Origin of the sequence: Enterococcus sp. C76, from assembly GCF_040886985.1 — a bacterium.
In the GTDB taxonomy this organism is placed as follows: Bacteria; Bacillota; Bacilli; order Lactobacillales; family Enterococcaceae; genus Enterococcus_B; species Enterococcus_B lactis.
The window spans coordinates 492265-510334 of sequence record NZ_JBFOEY010000001.1; the positions used below are offsets into that span (position 1 = coordinate 492265).

Sequence of the window (18070 nt, forward strand, 5' to 3'; positions counted from 1 at the left end):
GGTGAACTAATGATTGATCTACTGCGCTAAGACTTTTGTAAATTTATATTATTAGTAATACTAAGAATTAAGAGTATCCTAATTAGCTTATATTTTTAATAGTATATTAAGTTGGCGTTGTCTTAATTACTGTAATGTAAACTAATTAGGATGATTTGTTTATGAATAAAGTGTTTTTGTAAGTATATCTAAAAATGCATTTCTCTCATCCATTTATTTTGTTATATGTAGTTAATTAGTACATATTCTTTTTTGTGATTAAATTTGTTATTTTCCATAATAATTAGACTTAAGAACGATGGCGATATTTTTCTATTATGGTATTGTGATAGTAATGATATAAAACGTTATAGGAGACAGACCGATGATTAAACTTATTACGAAACAATTCGTGCAATATTGGAAGATATGGTTATCTGTACTACCTGTTTTCTTTGCATCAGGGTTAGTTTTTAACACTTCTTTTACTATAATAAATGGAATGAGGGGAATAAATAGTGTTGATATTAATGATTATAGTGTTTTCATGCAAATGCCTATAATCACTGGCGCTGTTATATTACTTCTATTAACAACCAATACAATGAAACAGTGTATAGATTTTTTTGATGATACAAATGATATACTTCTTCTTTTAGGTGGTTCACCATTACAATTGAGTTTCCTAATGACAAGTCAAATGTTATTGATTGGTATTATTGGTACCTTTATCGGGAGTCTTTTTTCTATACCAGCAGCACAAGCATTTTTTAGTGTTTTACCTTCATTTTCTGCTAGGCAATCTTTTTCTCATTTAACTCTTCATTTGTCTTGGAGCGTCATGTTTATTACTCTTTTGCTTCAAATTTCGATCATTACTATTACCTGTATGCGTTATTGTCTTAAAAACTTCAAAAAAAGAAAAGGAATTCTTTCCTCGTACAGTGCGTCAATCAAAAGAAAATTTATTGGTAGTTTTTTTGGAATACTTGCTTTAATCATCAGTGTAGTGGGAACATTTTATTTATACTTAAAAAATGTTCCAGATCCATCGGTTTTGAAAGAATACACGCAAAGTATGAGTAACTCGATGAATGTATTACTTCTTTTGTGGCTTTCTTTACTTGTCGCTATGAATTTTTTAGTACGACCAATATTTCGAGCAATAGTAAATAGAATTGTTGATCTACCTAAAATATCAAAGTATCCAATGGTTCGTATTGCATTTTACAATATACAATACAATGTAGAAGGTTTGGTTAAATTAATTCGTCCAGTTAGTATCATCACTTTGTTGACGGGAAATTTTATTGCACTATTTCTTAATACAAGGCTATTGATTGATGGTGCTAATAGCGGCTCTTATATATCTGATTTAATACTCAGTCTTGAATTTTTGTTTGGCGCTCCAATAATTATTAGCTTAGCTAATATCTTTGCATCGATTTGTCTGTTTAGAATGAAAACAAGAATTGAATCAAAAAACTATTTTTACACGGGATGTACACCAAATTGGATTTTCAAAACACGAATTATTGAAATTAGTTCAATCTCAATAATTTCTATATTGACTACTTTAGTCGGAACCATCTTGTTTGCGGTTCCTCTTCTTAGAGTCACATACCTAGGAGGAGGCAATATTTTCAAAGCAAATTGGTCGGTTAATATCTTGTTAGCACTTGGGGCTTTTCTTTTGTTCAGTCTTTTCTTTATTTTGATTTATTGGTTTGAATATAAACTGTTAAAAAAATATGTTGAGTAAGCTTTGTAATAAATCTAAAGTGGTTAGATCATTTCAGGTAAATTTATCCATAATAAAAAGCAAGGAAGTAGGTGAACATCAATGATTTATAAAAAAAAAAATTTGCATCGACTATTCAATCTTGCTTACTTGATTATAAAAAAGTTTATAATCATAAGGTCCAAATCAATGATTACATTTACAGCTTTGAAAATTGGAAATTACCGCACTCTGGAAGCATTAGTGTACAACTGAATGATGCAAATAAAGAGCTAATTATAACAGAGTCCGAAAGAATTCATTTAAAAAAATCTAAGCTACTTTTCGATGTTCGCTTATATCCTAATAAACAGGTACTAAAAGTAATTCTTGATCCAGTGCACTTATTTCGAACGATGATTTCTATTTCTGGTAGTAATTATATAATTGAAGTAATGGAGTTGAATTCAGAAAAAGTAATGACTACAGTTCTAACCAGTCTTGATCATTTTCCTGTGTTTGAGTTACACACAGACCGTATTGTTTTTATAGGTCATACCGAAGACGGACGACCAAATAAAATTTTAGAAAAGAATTTCGAACAATTGAAAGAGAAAGTCTGCTATTGCGAAAGCAGGAGTACACATCAATTAAAACTAATTAAAACATCTTTATCAAATCGATCTTTGTTTAAAAATAACGTAGAATACTTACTTTTTTCATCTGAAGAAAAAAATCCTATCCAAGTTATTTGGCCCAAAAAAAGTGAGCGAATTGCTCATGTTATAGGATTTACAAAGTATTCAACAGACTACATATTATTTATATGCAGGAAAGAGAAATCGGTGAATCATAAATTAATTCTCTATAATTGCAATGATAAAAAATATCAAATTATTCCTACAAAAAAAAATATAAGTGTTCTTACTGTTGAAGCGAATCATACCTATATTTTCCTTCGTTACTTTAATGAAAATAAATTGAATTCTGGAATAATATCCATTGAAAATTTAGTAAACACTAAGGTTGATTTTATCGAAGATACTTTCAGCATTCCGTTACAAGGTGAAGTTCACCTTTGTCAAAATACTAATGATGAGAACTTGACATACCTATTTTGTGAAGACGATTGTGTATCTAATATGTTATATTCCTACAATCCTAACCTTTCCGAGAGATTAGCTTTGGTTAAAAGCAACCAAAATATACCCAATCTTAACGTAAAAAAGTTTCATAGCAAAATTTTTTATGTAAGATCTGTTGTTGATGGGATGAAAATACCGTTAACAATATATTGGAAGGGAGACTCAAAACAATTACCCAGAAAACAACCTGGTATCATTTATGTCTACGGATCATATGGTTCGAGAGAACAAAAAGGAAATCTAGATCCCATGATGATAGCGATGATAGAACTTGGTTTTGTTTATTGCATTGCTCATGTTAGAGGGGGCGGATATTTAGGCGAGAAATGGCATCATATGGGGAGAACTTTGAATAAATGGAACTCAATTTACGATTTTTTGGACTGTTGTCACTATTTAATTGACGAGGGAATAGTGGCTTCTGACAGATTGTCTTTAATTTCTTCTAGTGCTGGAGGAATAGTTGCTGGAGCTAGTCTGAATGAAGAACCGAATTTGTTTAAATCTATGTTACTAGCTTCGCCATTTGTTGATCCTTATAATACTATGCTATATAAACGTGATTATTTATCGCATATGGAAGTAGCAGAATGGGGAAATCCTTCTACTGATTTAAAAGTACGAAAATATATTCATTCGTATTCACCAATGCAAAATGTGAAAAAAGCCAAAGGATCAAAGACAAATTTATTTGTGGTTTGCGGAGAAAGTGATAAGCAAATTTCAAATGAGGATGTGAAAAGTTGGCTACAAAAACTTCAAGCGTTAGGGGTCTCTTCACATTTAGAAATTAACCCAAAAGCTAGTCATGGGGGATTACCTCAAGGAGACATTAAAACTTTGACAAAAATTCTAGTTGATTTTTTATATTCCGTTATCAGTTAGTAGGTTTAGTATTATTAAATTTTATGGAGGTTGATTTTGATGAGACAGATAGTTATTTCAATAACAGAATTAAAAAAAGAAATAGAGCTTGCTAAAGGAAATCTTTTACAAGTGCTTGCTGATATTTCTTTTGATGTAGAGCAACAAGAGTTTGTGTCAATTGTAGGACCTTCTGGTTCAGGGAAAACAACGTTGCTTTATTGTATTTCTAGCTTATTACCTCCTACAGATGGAGAGGTGTTAATCGATGGCAAATCACCTTATGGATGGAGTGCAGCGAAATTAGCAAAGTTTCGCCGCAAAAAAATTGGCTTTATTTTTCAAGATTTTCAACTGATTCCTTCATTGTCCGCTTATGATAATATGGTCCTTCCAGGAACTTTAAATGGTCACAAAATAAAAAAGGAAAATGTTTATTCTCTGGCGGAACGATTGGAATTAAAAGCGGATTTACACCAGCCTATTGATGCTCTTTCAGGTGGTGAACAACAAAAGGTTGCAATTGGTCGCACAATATTAGCGGATCCAGATATATTATTTTTAGATGAGCCTACTAGTGCATTGGATACTCACTCACGTGTCCTTATTATGGAAGTATTGAAAGAATTAGTAAGCAAAGGGAAGACAATTGTTATGGTAACTCATGATTTGGAATTAGCCAGTCAATCTTCAAGAGCAATTGTTTTAAAGGATGGACACATTCATAGTAATATAAGTTCACCTACCTTGGAAACATTGGTATTTTAAAAATTATTTCTCTGTTCGTTGTTTATGAATATGAATTATCACGTTCTATTCATAATAAAAAACATTGAAAAGAGGCACATGATGACTATCTTAAAATATGGTTCTAAATTACGTTTAGCAGTATTTCTGATCTCGACAAGTTTATCTAGTTTACAGTATATTTTCCAAGCGTTTATAATAGGAAATTTTATTACTGCAGCTACAAATGCAGACCTGAATTTTTTTGTGAAAAATGTTACTTTTGCTGTTATTGGTATACCTCTATTTGGAATCGTTATGCTGATTAATGTAAGTGCTCGAACAAATTATATTAAGTCTGTCAATATAGAAATAAAAGAACGTGCAATTGAACACTTAATCCAAAAAGATATATATGAAATTGATGTTTCAAGTGATTTGTCGTTTATTATGAATGATCTGAAATTATTAGAAACAAACGGCATAAATGCCGTGCTTTTAATTTCAACAAGTGCGATTACCTTTCTATTTGCTCTTTTTTCTTCACTGAAATACGATATTTGGACTACTGCTGCTTTTTTTATAGGATCGCTTATTCCACTGGTTATTTCGAATGTGACCAAGAAACAGATCCGAGGAAAATCAGAAAAATGGTCGGAAGAAACCTCTAGATTTCTTTCACGGTTAAAAGACTTTTTAACAGCTACACGCACAATAAGAACTTATCAAGTAGAAAAAGAAATGGCAGCACGGGTGTCACATTATGCAAGGGAATCAGAAAATGCTCTTAAAGATATGAATCAGACAGTGGGTTATACAAACGCGGTCGTGACTGTGTTAGCTACACTATGTGCCTTAACACTTCCGTTTGGAATCGGTATATTACGAATTATAAACAGTAGTCTAACATTAGGTGCATTTATTTCTGTAGTACAATTGTCAAATTATTTGAATAAACCACTCTTATCAGTACTTGAGATGCGAAATCAATTACAAACTACGCGAGACATTCAAAAACGTGTTGATCGAGTTTTAAAAGATAGCAAAACAAATCGTTTATTAGAACAGAGTGATTCTAAAAGAGCATCAATATCTATATCTCCATTTTCTAAATTAGAACTACGTGATGTAACTATTCAATTAGGCAATAAAAGAGTGATTAGTCGGCTTAATCTAACCATTAACGCTGGAGAAAAAATGCTAATAATGGCACCTTCGGGATTTGGAAAGTCAACGCTTCTTGGTGTCTTACAAGGGAATGTTCCGATATTAGAAGGAGAATATTTGTATAATGGAATTTCAACTTCAAATTATACTGTTTCTCAATTAAGTGAGCAGTTCTCATTGATTTTGCAAACACCATTTGTGTTTAATGATACGGTTCGTTTTAATGTAACTCTTGATCGTTCATTTTCTGAAGATAGCATTTTTACTGCACTTAATCATGCAGGGATGAAGCAATTTATCTCGGAAAAGGGATTAGACTACATAATAGCTGAAAATGGGCAGAATCTTTCAGGAGGAGAACTACAGCGTATAGAAATAGCAAGAGCTTTTTTGTACAATAGACCGATTATATTGGCGGATGAAGCAACTTCTTCTTTAGATAATATCACAGCAGCACATATCAGAAACACTTTTATCAATAGTCCTAATACGTTGATTGAGGTAGCTCATAAAGTCTCACAAGAAGAACAACTACTTTATGATAAAGTATTAAAACTAGAAGGAAATGAATGATTTAAAATAGTTATTTTCAATAATAAAATAATGTAAACGTTCTCGAATGGATAGGATTTGGTGTCACTAATTGAATAAATTTTACTGACCCCCAGTGTATAGGCAATTTAGTCTGTACACTATTTTCTTCGGAAAAATTTATAAACTTCGAAAAATGGACTCGTTCAGATTGTAGTAGTAGTGGAAAGAGGAAAGCCATATGTTGAAGTCTCTATTTGGTTTTTAAAGGAGGAAATTCAATGGTTCATTCGTTCGATTCACATATTTCTCATACTTTTGATAGCTTTTGTAAAGCAATAGTTCGAAATGAAGCAAGAAACATCAAGAAACAATATGCGCGATTGAGAGAACGTCAAATTTCATTAACTGAACTACCTCGAGAGCTAGAGTCAACATTCCAAGTGGTTGATGCATCTGCAGAAAATAGTGAAATTTTTATTGCTCTTGGAATGGAATTGCTCGTTACCAACCTCACTTTAGCGGAAGCAATTCATCAACTTAATGAAATAAAGCGGAAAATTGTTTTTTTGTACTATTTTGGTGGTTTTAATGATCGTGAAATAGGACAAGTAATCGGAATGAGTGGTGGGGGTGTCTGGTATCAACGAAAAAAAGCTCAATCCGAATTAAGAGATATCTTGGAGGAGAAGTATTATGTGTGAGCTTGACTATTCTGATGCTTTATTATCACCTGAAATAATCAGTGCTGCTTCTTCAGGTGAACCACACGCAATGAGTGAAGTTTTAAATCATTATCAAAACTATATTACTAGCCTTTGCCTAAGAAATAAGTATGAGAACGGTACTATATCCTCAGTTTATATTGATGATTTTCTGCGTAGAAGTCTTGAAAGTAAATTGATTGAAAAAGTCATGAAATTTGATGTAACCCGCTAGTAGCTACTTTCCTCTTTCTGTTTTTCATTCTATGTAAGTTTTATACACAGATCCGAAGTATAAAGTTTTCATAGGCTGAAAAGCTTATATGTTCATTGAAAAGTAAATATAACTCTATCAGTACATTAGTCTTTTGAATAAAAAACACATACTACGCCATGACAAGCATTGACTTGAACGAAAAATAGTTGGTTTTGATTTGAAAGCTAGATAATGATACTTCCGTAACCAAATAGGCCCGCCATTAATGGGGGGAGGTGAAATTCCTATGTGCTTTAGTAAAGCAGCTGATAGATAAAAACATTAAAGTATAGTCTAATTGTTATCTCATTTGAAAGCTTAAAAGAGTGCGACAAATATTAAAGAAGGCGGTATAATGAAGACAGTCACACGACAGGATATAGTCAACTTAGAATCTTCTCAGTACTACGCTGACAAAATTTTCAAGGAATGCAAAATTCTTCTTATAAAAAAGGGCTATTCTTTTTATCGAAATTCTAAGATAAAAAGAATACCTGTCTCAATACTTGAAGAAGTCTTGCATATTTCTTGGGAGGAATAGTACGATGAGAAGAATAGCAAATGTGTACAAAGATGAAAAACGAGGTACTTGGTATTTTTCATTGTCTCTAGGATATGATCGTTTTGGTAAGAGAATTCAGCCTACCAGAAGAGATTTTAAAACTCAGACAGAGGCCAGGCAAGCCATGGAGGAATTGAAAAAGAATTATTCTGATTCTCAAAATATCTATCTGCAAGGAATTACGTTTCGAGATTTTTATAAGAAATACTTCTTTCCTTGGTATAAGCTGGGGACAGTCGAAAAAACCTATGTAAAAACAGATAAGACTTTAAAACGTGCGTTAGCTTATTTTGGAAAATTGCAGATGGAAAAGATCAGACCAATTCATATTCAAGAATTGCAACAGTATCTAGTTGAGAAGTGTTCAGTTAAAAACAGAGATGGTTCAACACGCCCTCTATCAAACAATTACGTTAAACAGATTTTTAACAAGTTACGGATTATTTTTAAGCGTGCGGTAATTTTGGAAGTAATTGAAGAAAATCCAGTAGATACGATTGGAAAGATTCGAACGGAGCGTTCAGTAGTAGAGTTTTGGACAGTTGATGAATTTAAAAAAGTATACAATTGTTCTTATCTCTGCGATTTCCAGGAGACTTTCTACAAAAGGATGATGCGTTTTTTGTTTGTTACGGGTCTCAGGAGTGAAGAGCTTTTTGCTCTACAATGGCCGGATATTGATTTTAAAAAAGGGACTTGCAGCGTGAATAAATCCCTTTATATTCGGACAAGGACGGATTATGAATTTTCCGATACGAAAAACACTTCGAGTATCCGAACTATCACCCTAGATCAACAAACTATTGAAGACTTGAAAGAATGGCAAGAGATTCAAAAGTCAATTGGAGATGACTTAGGTTTTGTCTTTACTTTTGATGGCTTACCGCCTTCACCAAAAACATTTTTAAATCGTATCAAAAAATTGGCAGAAGAAGCAGGGGTAAAGCCTATTCATTTACATGGTCTTCGTCATTCTCATGTTGCTTTTTTAATTGAGCATAATAAAAATGTTTATGCTATTTCAAAACGTTTAGGACATTCATCAATTAAGACCACATTAGATAAATATGGTCATCTTTATCCAGAAACAAACCAAACCCTAGCAGATGAGTTTACTAAATTTTCTGTTTGATTTTTAACGATTTATTGCTGTCATTGGGTTGTCATGAACGATTTTTTCAACTTAGTTATTGATATACCGGTCATTAAAGGTTGGTTGTCGGAATCGAAAATGGATGAAGAAGAAAGTAAGAAGTAGACAGAGGTCTGGCGATTGGAATATACCATTTAATAGCTATCTTCCCACATTTTTTCCACATTAATCAATTGAAGTAATTTTTTAAAAGGCATTGTCGCGTAGCATCTGTTCAAAGATGTCGACAGTGTCTTTTTTCATTTTCTTCGTCACATGAGAATAGGTGTCCATCTAATCATGTTTTGGATGCCATGGAATCAGAGGATTAGTCGGAAACAACTTTGGATTAATCAAAAGAATCCATGTATAAACTGAGTGATGTCGTTTAAGTTAGCGCAAAATTCCTAGCTGTTTTAAAAAATAGTTTGTCTATAATCTCTCAAAAAGTGTATTTATTTAAGTAACTTTTAAAAAAAATAGACTAGAAACAAAAAAAGCCAGCCGTAAGAGATGGAAAACCTAATTTTTTGTATTCAGATAAATTAGTATGCAAATAAAAAATACTATCGAAAATACTAACCCAACTAAATAATTGGATAAAAAAAGGGGATCAACATCTGAATCATCCCAAATCTGAATCATGAAATAGATAAATGGGAGGGATGAGACGATCAGTAAACAATCTTTTTTACGCCATATTTTTAAACAGTGTAGAACAATAATTTTATATGCACAAGTAACCCAGAATAAAATTTTACTAATAAATAACAAAGTTATATCCCCTTTATTTTTTCTCTTTCGCAATATATTTATCTTATCATTATTTATTGATCATGAGAAATAAATGAGATTGAAGGGGGAAGTCGGTAATAAAAGACTTATACAAAAATGAAGGGTTGCTTAGATACGTAGATTACTACAGTATAATAAGAACGATTTCAAGCTATATGATCATTGATACATAAGTTCAGAAAATCGACTTAAAATGTTATTGATTGATGAGAATTGGAAAAACAGCAATGAATAAATCGAGTAAACAAGAATCGAACGTACTGAAGACAACATTTGAAAAAGAATACGGAGTTTCTACAGAAGAAGTATATAAAGCGGCAAGTCAGGGTGTTGCTATTGCAAGTGAGGTTATTCGTAAGCTTGGATTTCTATATAAGATGATGCTCGTCAATGGGAGGGAACGGAATGAAAATAAAAGACAGATGTTACGCTAGTAGTCATGGTATAGACGGTTTAATACTAGATATGCCGATAAAGTACCCTAATTAATTCGGATTGAAAGAATGATGAAATGCGATAGACAGCAACAGAAATAGTAAGAACAAGGAGGTGAATTTCAACTCTTCCTAATTGTTCTTACTATTTTCAACCGTTGCTGTCTATTAATTTATAAACATTGACGTTACGTTTATTTAAAATACATCAATTACTTATTGTCAAAGATAGATATAATACGCATCAGCTTCCGAAGTAGCAGAATTTACCTTATGGAGTCCTTCTAATTTGATGTGGAGTTCTTTGGCAACTTCTTGAATATATTTGTTAAATATACTATTTTCTAATTTTAAATAATTAGCAATCTCTATAGAAATAATTTTTTTACGTTCTTTTCCTATGAACTGAATATTAAACTGTCTTATTACACTGTTTCTATCACTTTCATTAGGAAAGCTACTTATCATCGATACATATTCTTTTATAGACATAAGAGTACTTTTTATCATTTGGAATTCATCCATAATTTCACCTTCTCTAATTATTTTAATTTTAATTTAATTATACATGATGCTTTTGTTTCTATCCATATTTTTGCTGAAGAGAAAATAAGGCAAGGAAAGTTTAGTGACTATCGCTAGGTGAAAAGATAAACAGCTTCTTTTTTATTTTTTAGTTACATAGACATTCAGAAAAAAAGACAATCAACTAGTGATCGTCTTTTAGAAAGTTACCAATCAATTTTATAATATTGCTAGAAAATAAGATAAGAGCAAGACCTAAAATATTTACAAAAAAATGGAAATCTAAAAAAATAGCATTAAGAATAACAAGTATCATTCCGATGTATAAAAATATATTAGTGTTAAGTTTGTTGATAGGTGTCATGTTTCTACCTCCAATCACTTTTAGAAAAGAGTATCTCTTATTCATTTTGTAGTCAATACCTTAATAAAAATGTTGGCAGAAATAAGAAGAATCAAGATGAAATAGATAGATGTCTATTAATAGTACTAGTATAAAGACAAAAACAACAAGTGAAAAAATTTGTAGTTATAAAAGTATAACAATTAATCATTCTTATAAAGATAACGTAAAACAACGATGAAAAGAATAAGGGATAAAAACAACCCAACTACGTAAAAAAATAATGCTGAAAGCGATTGATAAAATGTATATTTCACTATTTTTATGATAAAAATTGCTGTAGGAAGAAAAGAAAGCATTAATATAACTGTTTTTCTAGAACGTTTAGTGAAGTAAAAGAAAGAGCTGATACCAATACAGACTGGAATCCAAAATAAAAGCATGCTAAATGTGACCACCGTATCATCTCCCATATCGTCTTATGTCAATTAGGATAATAGCACTTTATCGACTAATAACCAAATATTAAGGATAATGGTTCCGAATGGACGACAAACATCCCAGAATGAAAAAGTCAGAAAACCAGAACTAACTGCAATAAAAGCAAAGTTTAAAAAATACGGTGTTCCTACAGAAGCAGCGTATAAAGTTGCGAGCAATTGTATTGCCGCTATAATTCTTTTGCCATCATTCGGGTTGAAAACTCAAGTAGTTAACGAAGAATCAACAGAAAGTAGATAGATATGAGATTATTAATCAGAGTTCTCGCTCGTTCATTAACCAATTGTTGTGATTTTCCTGAAATTTTACATCTTTAAACCTTATATCGAGTGATTATCCTTGTGTTAGTATTATATCCGTGTTACAGTAAATAAGTAATCTAATTTGAAACGTAATCTGAGCGATATATTCACACTATAAAAACTCCTTTTACCAAGTAATATTAATTGCAATAAAACACGTATTATATACGTATCAGGAGGAAATATATATGAATAACGGTACAGTAAAATGGTTTAACTCAGATAAAGGTTTTGGTTTCATCACTGGTGAAGATGGAAATGACGTATTCGCTCATTTTTCAGCGATCCAAGGAGAAGGCTTTAAGTCTTTAGATGAAGGCCAAGCAGTTACTTATGATATTGAAGAAGGTCAACGTGGTCTTCAAGCAATAAATATCGTAAAATAATGTTGAACGTTAACCGCCTCATATGAGGTGGTTTTTTTGTTTATGTTGGTAGAAAAAATCCTTCACTGTAGTATTAGGTGAGGGATTTTTTCGTTCATTGATTAAGTTTAACACTATTGTTTGCTTTAGTTTGTTTATTTTCTGTTACTCAGTTTTTACTTGCTTTGATAGTTTTTTCTGAAACCGTCAAATCATAAAGAAGATACTTTTCTGAGCAAAGGAATTTACATATTTTACAAAATACGGTTTAATGGTTTAAACATATAAACCAAAGAGGTGAGCTACAATGATTAGACATGACCGTTTAAAAGCAGAACTAGAATCATTGAGTGGTTTTTTAGCAGCGTTAGGTGACACAAAAAGACAATTGATCTTGATTAGACTATTAAATGAAAAAAGCTGTCATGGTTTGCAAGTAGGAGAACTAACTGACGATACAGGTTTATCAAGACCAGCAGTATCGCACCACTTGAAAATTTTAAAAGACGCCGATTTATTAGAGGTCAGAGAAGAAGGAACTAAAAATTTTTACTATCTAAAACACGAAAATAAAAATATATACAAATTAAGAGATTTTTTGAATGATGTAATAACTGAAATAGAGGAGCTAAAAGACAGTGAAGAAAATTCTGATCGTTGAAACAAACGTCAATCAATATAAAGGAACAAATAAAGCTACTGGGCTTTGGCTAGGAGAAACAGTAGAATTTTTAGCAGAAATCTATAAATATCAGTTTGAAGCTGATTTTGTTAGTCCGTTAGGTGGCTATGTGCCGATTGATCCTAGAAGTATGAAAAATCTAGATCCTGATGTTATGGACATTTATTCTAATGAAATATTTATTGAAAAAGGTTTGAGGAATACGTTGTCTCCTGCAAACGTAAAGAGTGGAGATTATATTGCTATTTACTTTACCGGAGGACATGGTGTGATGTGGGATTTTCCAGAAAATAACGCATTACAAAAAATAGCGAGTGATATTTATGAATCAAATGGCTATGTATTATCTGTGTGCCACGGTATAGCAGGTTTATTGAATATCAGACTTGCTAATAATGACTATTTAATAGCAAATAAAAAATTGACTGGTTTTACTAAAACGGAGGAACGATTAGCGATGAAAAGCAAAGTAGTTCCTTTTGATAATGAAGAGATGACTGTAAGGAGAAAAGGACATTTTATCAAGAAGCGTTTCTTTAAGAGTCATGTGGTAAAGGATGGACATCTGATTACTGGACAAAACCCGTATTCAACAAGAGAACTAGCACGAACATTCATCAAGGAGGTTATCTAAATGCAAACAGTTATTGGCAGTAATGGCCAAATTGGATACGAATTAGCAAAAGAACTCAATCAAACGTACGGGAAACAGCTGCGCTTAGTTAGTCGAAATCCGAAATCAATCAACGATACAGACGAACTAATCTCAGCGGATATTTTAGATCGTGAGGCAACTATTCGTGCTGTAGCAGGAAGTGAGATTGTTTATTTTGCTGCAGGATTACCAATGGACTCCGAACAGTGGAAAACAAAATTTGAAATCATGTTAGAAAATGTCATACAGGCTTGTAAAGAAACAAAGGCGAAATTAGTTTTTTTCGATAACACTTATATGTACGAAAAAAATGACACGGAACAATTTGAGGATAGCAAATTTATTTATGATGGTATCAAATCCACTGTTCGAGCTAAAATGGCAGATCGGCTAGTGACTGAAATGGAGAATCCTGACATCGATGTGATGATTTGTCGCGCTCCTGAATTTTATGGACCTAATAAGACGCAAAGTATTACAAACAGTTTATTGTTTAACCGAGTGAAAGACGATAAGACTGCTTTGGTACCAATTTCTGATCAAACTTTAAGGACCTTGATTTGGACACCTGATGCTAGTAAAGCCATGGCACTTTTAGCAAATCATCCTGACACTTATAACCAAACTTGGCATCTACCTTGTGATGTAAGTCGAACATATGAAGAGATGATAAAGTTGATGGAAGAAAAGTTGTGCAAACCGGTAAAATATAAAGTGATCAAACAATGGATGTTTGATCTTGGTTCTATATTCAATAAAAATATGCAAGAGCTAAAAGAGTTACTACCTAGATATCATTATGATAACAAGTTTAATTCTGATAAATTTAAAAAGAAATTTCCAGATTTTGAAATAACAACATTCTCCAATGCATTAGACGAATTATTCAAATTAGAAAAGTAATGCTACTCGAGAGAAAAAGCGATAGTTGCCATCCACTAAATATGGAAAGTCAACTATCGCTTTTTCGTTTTATCTCATTACTAGAATAACAGTTGCCAAGTAAAGCCAAACTTGTCAGTCACCCAGCAAACTTCCGTATACTTCTCGTAATTTTTTCATGCATCATTACGGTTCCGCTATCTTTTAATGTATGAAATGCCTGATCAAATTCTTCCTGATTATCTACTTCAATCAAAATGGTAGATGCCCAGGTGGAGACAGGTGCAGGGAAATCTTTTGACATATCCAAAAATCCAATTACTTGATTGCCTAATTTAAGTTCGCCTTCAAGGATAAGATCCGATTCCTCTTTATTGGCATCTCCATACCGATTCAACTTGGTGATTTGGGAGTTAGGAAAAGCTTTGTGATACCAATTGATTGCTTCTTCTGCTTGACCATTATATGTCAAAAACGGTAATAGTTGCTTCATCTTTTTCCCTCCTGATTCCTTTTTTGAGATCGATTGCAAAGCGATTGTAACATGGAATGGGTAAAAAAGACTAAAGATAGGAACTAAATCGAAATGGTCATTCATCAGTCTAGTATTTATATAAAAAGGCAGACAGCAAATATAATAGGGCAATATGTGCCGGATAAAAGATATAAAAGAAATATTTCATTCCTTTTCCTTTTTGTCCGTTATATAGCAAGATTGGGATGATTGAAAAGATCATTATCCACTGGGTCGTACCTAAAAAGAAGAATATTCCAGCAACAATCGAAATGATGACACATTGAATGTTACGGTGATTTCTTGCTAAATAAAGCAAAGGAATCAAAAGAACCATAAAATTATTTTCTGCTAAAAGCAGTGCAGGTAAAAATGATGTAATCAGCATAAAAACAACTTTGTTTTGAAGGATAACAGGACTAGAAAATAACAACGGGATAAATAATGAGAGCAAGATTGGTAAAATGAATAAGAAAATACTTGTAACAATCTTTTTCCAACTTCCTGTATTTTTTCCCTCAGTGAAAAGATCGATTGCATACATCATGACCGTACCAATAAACAGATCTCTGAAAATGTTATTCATCAATACCACTTCATCATAATGAACGATATTACCTAAAAAATAAGTAAAGAAGGCCATAAGTACCATTGAGAGATAAAGCCGCTGCATATATTTCTTTTTATCATGTGTATGTGAGAAGCCTACAACGCTTATAAAAAAGAACAAAGTAGCAACTGGTCTACCAAACCAATCCAGCCAGTCGGGGGCACCAAACGGATAAAACATTTGATGAATGTGATCGACAAACATCAATGTAATCCCTAAAATTTTCAAGTCAAAGGTAGAAAGTCCTCTTTTCGAACGAACAGTATTCAAATTTTTCCCTCCTAATAATTAAATAAATGAAACAAGTGACAATCACATTATTAATGAATTGAAGTAAGAAATACAATCGAAAAGTCGAACATTTTTGTCATGTGAATCACTGCAAAAATCAAAACAAAGTAGAAATTATCTTTGGAATATCAGAGAATGAGGGGAGAAAATAGTATGTAACTATAATTAAATGATGTAAACTTATAATTTGCAAATAATTTCTATGCCAATGTATCATGAACCTAAAAGTAATCCAATTTGTCTAAACGTTTATCTATAATAAAAATGTGCGAAATACCGCACTTTTTTATCTTTTTATTTAGTTTTAATGCAAAAAATCAAGTTACAAGATAAATTAGGTGGGATTTTGTTACTATGAATAACATAATAGGATAGAAAAGTGGATTGATTTGAGATCTTTTTATACTTCAAAAAAGATAGCCCCCAACTACCAAAATCATATTTCGGTAGTTGGGAAAAACGTGTTTATACATTATTTTTTATTCAAAAAAAATAGCACAATGGCAAAGATCATAAGCGAGAGCATAAGCCCCAAGGAATGACTAAAAAGAAAAGCAGAATCACATGCCATGTCATCCCAAATTTCTTCCAGAAAATAAATAAGCGGAAAAAAGGGAAGAAATAGCAAAACATCGATCCAACACCATTTTTTTCTCCTTTTGAAATAACATAAAACAATAAACATGAATGTGCAGGGAAGTAAAAACAAAGCTTTACTCATAACTAACAAAATACCAGCTCCTTTTATTTTTTTCTCCCCCACATTCAAAGAGTAACAATGGTATGTACTTAATAATAGAAAAATGGATTAACTTGTATGAATATCAAATGAAAAGATCTATACCAAAATAAAAAACTTCCAGCCAAAATTGGCTGGAAGCTTATTTTTTTCTGAAATATCCTAACACACAAATGAAAAAGATGGCCGAAGCTAATAAACCGATTTCGTAGTAAAACAATGAAATACCAGAGTCATAATAATAAAATCCTCTGATTTTATGGATAAAATAAATCATTGGACAAGCAGATAAAAGTAAGTATTTGTTCGGTTTTTTGAATAAGTAAAAGAAAATACTGGTCATTATGATGAATGGTATCCAAAATAAAAGTTTACTTAAGACAATCAAATGATCAACTCCCATATTTTTTACCAAGAGAGATCATACCATCTTTACCGCCAAAACAAAATATTTTTTTGTACCGTTTGAAATTTTAATTAGGATTATTGAATTAGTTCTGAATAACTATAAATTTCAATTAGAATCACTTTGTTCTTATCAAAAATAAAAATATCGCCTCTCATTCATGGAGAGGCGAAAGTTCCTAGTTTAACTCGATTTTTTTCGTTTCTTTTGGATGATGCGCCGTTTTAGGTAATGCTAATTTCAGTACACCATTTTTAAAGGATCCGGTGATTTTTTCTTCATCAACATCAGGAAGATAGAATGAACGTTTGTAAGAGACCGAATGTCTTTCTTTCCGTACATAGTTGCCATTTTCTTTATCTTCCGTATGGGACTCATGGTTGGCGGAGATCGTCAAAGTGTTGTTTGAATATTCAACTGTCGTGTCTTCTTTGTCACAGCCAGGCATATCAGCTGTTAGTTTGTATTCTTTTTCGTTTTCAACTAAATCTACTTTTGGATAACTTGAAACACCTAAAAAATCATTGAACGCTGGACTAAACACATCATTGAAATCAGGGAACATGTCGCGAATGCTAGGTACATTTGCCATTGTTGATCATCCTTTCAATAGAGTATTTTTTATTTATCCCTATTTATGTAATAACTCTATTTTGAAAAAAATTCAAGTATAACGGTTGTCTTTGTGAATGTTTCATCTAGTGAATTACAAAGGTTATCTTTCTAATTTGAGAAAGGGTTTGCTAGAATAATAGTAAGAAAATAATTTGGAGAGGAGAAAATATGGCAAAAACCACAAATCCCTATTGGCGAGAAGAAAGCAGAATCTATCATTTAGAATTAGAAATCGCTAGGACAAACAATCCACAAAAGAAACGTGAACTCGGCTATCTTTTAGAAAAAGAAAAAACAGCTTTGCAGCAACGAAAATGGCGAGATCGAGAAGCGCGAAATTACCAAATAAAAACGATGCGTAAAACCCGTAGAAGAAAAATCGTCTATTACACATGTTGTATAGCAGGAATCATCATCGTGTCATTTTTTATAATAAGCAAATTCTTTTACCCAAATGTAGAAACATTGGATTTAGAAAACCATCCGGCGACTAATTTTATTACACAACTGACAAAAAGCGAAGTGGATACCACAAATTTAACAAGAGAGCAAGTAGAGAAGTGGGCATACTATCATTTGAAGTTAGAAGATCCAACTATTGTAAGCGCTAACCATTATTGGTTTG

The 18070-nt window shown here is 32.1% G+C and carries 22 protein-coding genes; 14 read left to right on the top strand and 8 right to left on the bottom strand.

All coding sequences use genetic code 11. The features are described from left to right. Nucleotides 1–364 precede the first annotated feature (364 nt). From AB3I00_RS02400 to AB3I00_RS02440, 9 genes are all read left to right on the top strand, one after another. Nucleotides 365–1741, top strand: a complete 1377-nt coding sequence (locus tag AB3I00_RS02400; protein WP_368024712.1) for a hypothetical protein — start codon at nucleotides 365–367, stop codon at nucleotides 1739–1741. Between the two features lie 419 nt (nucleotides 1742–2160). After that, the gene (locus AB3I00_RS02405; protein WP_368024713.1) at nucleotides 2161–3729 is read left to right on the top strand and encodes a prolyl oligopeptidase family serine peptidase; all 1569 of its coding nucleotides are present in this window, start codon (nucleotides 2161–2163) and stop codon (nucleotides 3727–3729) included. Between the two features lie 39 nt (nucleotides 3730–3768). Further along, nucleotides 3769–4476: an ABC transporter ATP-binding protein gene (locus AB3I00_RS02410; RefSeq protein WP_077453291.1), complete on the top strand. Its 708-nt coding sequence runs from the start codon at nucleotides 3769–3771 to the stop codon at nucleotides 4474–4476. A gap of 81 nt (nucleotides 4477–4557) precedes the next feature. Next, the gene (locus AB3I00_RS02415) at nucleotides 4558–6174 is read left to right on the top strand and encodes an ATP-binding cassette domain-containing protein (RefSeq protein WP_368024714.1); all 1617 of its coding nucleotides are present in this window, start codon (nucleotides 4558–4560) and stop codon (nucleotides 6172–6174) included. A gap of 239 nt (nucleotides 6175–6413) precedes the next feature. Then, entirely contained in the window at nucleotides 6414–6836 is a 423-nt protein-coding gene (locus tag AB3I00_RS02420; RefSeq protein ID WP_368024715.1) for an RNA polymerase sigma factor, read from the top strand. Then, the gene (locus AB3I00_RS02425; protein ID WP_368024716.1) at nucleotides 6829–7071 is read left to right on the top strand and encodes a helix-turn-helix domain-containing protein; all 243 of its coding nucleotides are present in this window, start codon (nucleotides 6829–6831) and stop codon (nucleotides 7069–7071) included. Before AB3I00_RS02420 ends, AB3I00_RS02425 begins: the two co-directional genes overlap by 8 nt. Before the next feature lie 376 nt (nucleotides 7072–7447). After that, a complete protein-coding gene (locus tag AB3I00_RS02430) occupies nucleotides 7448–7633 on the top strand; it encodes a DUF3173 family protein (RefSeq protein WP_368024717.1) in 186 nt (61 codons plus the stop codon). A gap of 4 nt (nucleotides 7634–7637) precedes the next feature. Then, nucleotides 7638–8786 carry a tyrosine-type recombinase/integrase gene (locus AB3I00_RS02435; RefSeq protein WP_368024718.1) on the top strand — a complete coding sequence of 383 codons (1149 nt, stop codon included), beginning with the start codon at nucleotides 7638–7640 and terminating at the stop codon, nucleotides 8784–8786. Between the two features lie 1001 nt (nucleotides 8787–9787). Next, nucleotides 9788–10015 carry a hypothetical protein gene (locus tag AB3I00_RS02440; protein WP_368024719.1) on the top strand — a complete coding sequence of 76 codons (228 nt, stop codon included), beginning with the start codon at nucleotides 9788–9790 and terminating at the stop codon, nucleotides 10013–10015. Nucleotides 10016–10237: 222 nt separating this feature from the next. On the opposite strand, the gene AB3I00_RS02445 is transcribed toward AB3I00_RS02440, so the two are convergent. The 3 genes from AB3I00_RS02445 to AB3I00_RS02455 all read right to left on the bottom strand — a co-directional run bounded on the left by AB3I00_RS02445 (nucleotide 10238) and on the right by AB3I00_RS02455 (nucleotide 11341). Continuing rightward, nucleotides 10238–10540: a hypothetical protein gene (locus AB3I00_RS02445; protein WP_002340703.1), complete on the bottom strand. Its 303-nt coding sequence runs from the start codon at nucleotides 10538–10540 to the stop codon at nucleotides 10238–10240. 184 nt (nucleotides 10541–10724) lie between these two features. Continuing rightward, entirely contained in the window at nucleotides 10725–10904 is a 180-nt protein-coding gene (locus AB3I00_RS02450; RefSeq protein WP_002340702.1) for a hypothetical protein, read from the bottom strand. A gap of 182 nt (nucleotides 10905–11086) precedes the next feature. Next, complete coding sequence (locus AB3I00_RS02455; protein ID WP_024635284.1) at nucleotides 11087–11341, bottom strand: hypothetical protein; 255 nt, start codon at nucleotides 11339–11341, stop codon at nucleotides 11087–11089. A gap of 533 nt (nucleotides 11342–11874) precedes the next feature. Here AB3I00_RS02455 and AB3I00_RS02460 point away from each other — a divergent pair. The 4 genes from AB3I00_RS02460 to AB3I00_RS02475 all read left to right on the top strand — a co-directional run bounded on the left by AB3I00_RS02460 (nucleotide 11875) and on the right by AB3I00_RS02475 (nucleotide 14291). After that, on the top strand, nucleotides 11875–12072 hold the full coding sequence (locus tag AB3I00_RS02460; RefSeq protein WP_368024720.1) for a cold-shock protein: 198 nt from the start codon (nucleotides 11875–11877) through the stop codon (nucleotides 12070–12072). A gap of 286 nt (nucleotides 12073–12358) precedes the next feature. Further along, entirely contained in the window at nucleotides 12359–12712 is a 354-nt protein-coding gene (locus AB3I00_RS02465; protein WP_002340701.1) for a helix-turn-helix transcriptional regulator, read from the top strand. Beyond that, a complete protein-coding gene (locus AB3I00_RS02470) occupies nucleotides 12690–13367 on the top strand; it encodes a type 1 glutamine amidotransferase domain-containing protein (RefSeq protein WP_002348412.1) in 678 nt (225 codons plus the stop codon). Before AB3I00_RS02465 ends, AB3I00_RS02470 begins: the two co-directional genes overlap by 23 nt. Continuing rightward, complete coding sequence (locus AB3I00_RS02475; protein WP_002291928.1) at nucleotides 13368–14291, top strand: NAD-dependent epimerase/dehydratase family protein; 924 nt, start codon at nucleotides 13368–13370, stop codon at nucleotides 14289–14291. 118 nt (nucleotides 14292–14409) lie between these two features. On the opposite strand, the gene AB3I00_RS02480 is transcribed toward AB3I00_RS02475, so the two are convergent. From AB3I00_RS02480 to AB3I00_RS02500, 5 genes are all read right to left on the bottom strand, one after another. Next, the gene (locus tag AB3I00_RS02480; protein ID WP_368024721.1) at nucleotides 14410–14763 is read right to left on the bottom strand and encodes a VOC family protein; all 354 of its coding nucleotides are present in this window, start codon (nucleotides 14761–14763) and stop codon (nucleotides 14410–14412) included. A gap of 109 nt (nucleotides 14764–14872) precedes the next feature. Then, complete coding sequence (locus AB3I00_RS02485; RefSeq protein WP_024635280.1) at nucleotides 14873–15664, bottom strand: TraX family protein; 792 nt, start codon at nucleotides 15662–15664, stop codon at nucleotides 14873–14875. A 493-nt stretch (nucleotides 15665–16157) separates the two neighbouring features. Then, entirely contained in the window at nucleotides 16158–16448 is a 291-nt protein-coding gene (locus AB3I00_RS02490) for a hypothetical protein (RefSeq protein WP_002348415.1), read from the bottom strand. Nucleotides 16449–16566: 118 nt separating this feature from the next. Further along, nucleotides 16567–16827: a hypothetical protein gene (locus tag AB3I00_RS02495; protein WP_033606565.1), complete on the bottom strand. Its 261-nt coding sequence runs from the start codon at nucleotides 16825–16827 to the stop codon at nucleotides 16567–16569. Nucleotides 16828–17008: 181 nt separating this feature from the next. Next, on the bottom strand, nucleotides 17009–17422 hold the full coding sequence (locus tag AB3I00_RS02500; protein ID WP_002340696.1) for an Hsp20/alpha crystallin family protein: 414 nt from the start codon (nucleotides 17420–17422) through the stop codon (nucleotides 17009–17011). A gap of 191 nt (nucleotides 17423–17613) precedes the next feature. On the opposite strand from AB3I00_RS02500, the gene AB3I00_RS02505 reads away from it, so the two are divergent. Next, nucleotides 17614–18070, top strand: a 457-nt coding sequence (locus AB3I00_RS02505) for a hypothetical protein (RefSeq protein WP_368024722.1), incomplete at its 3' end; no start/stop codon positions are given.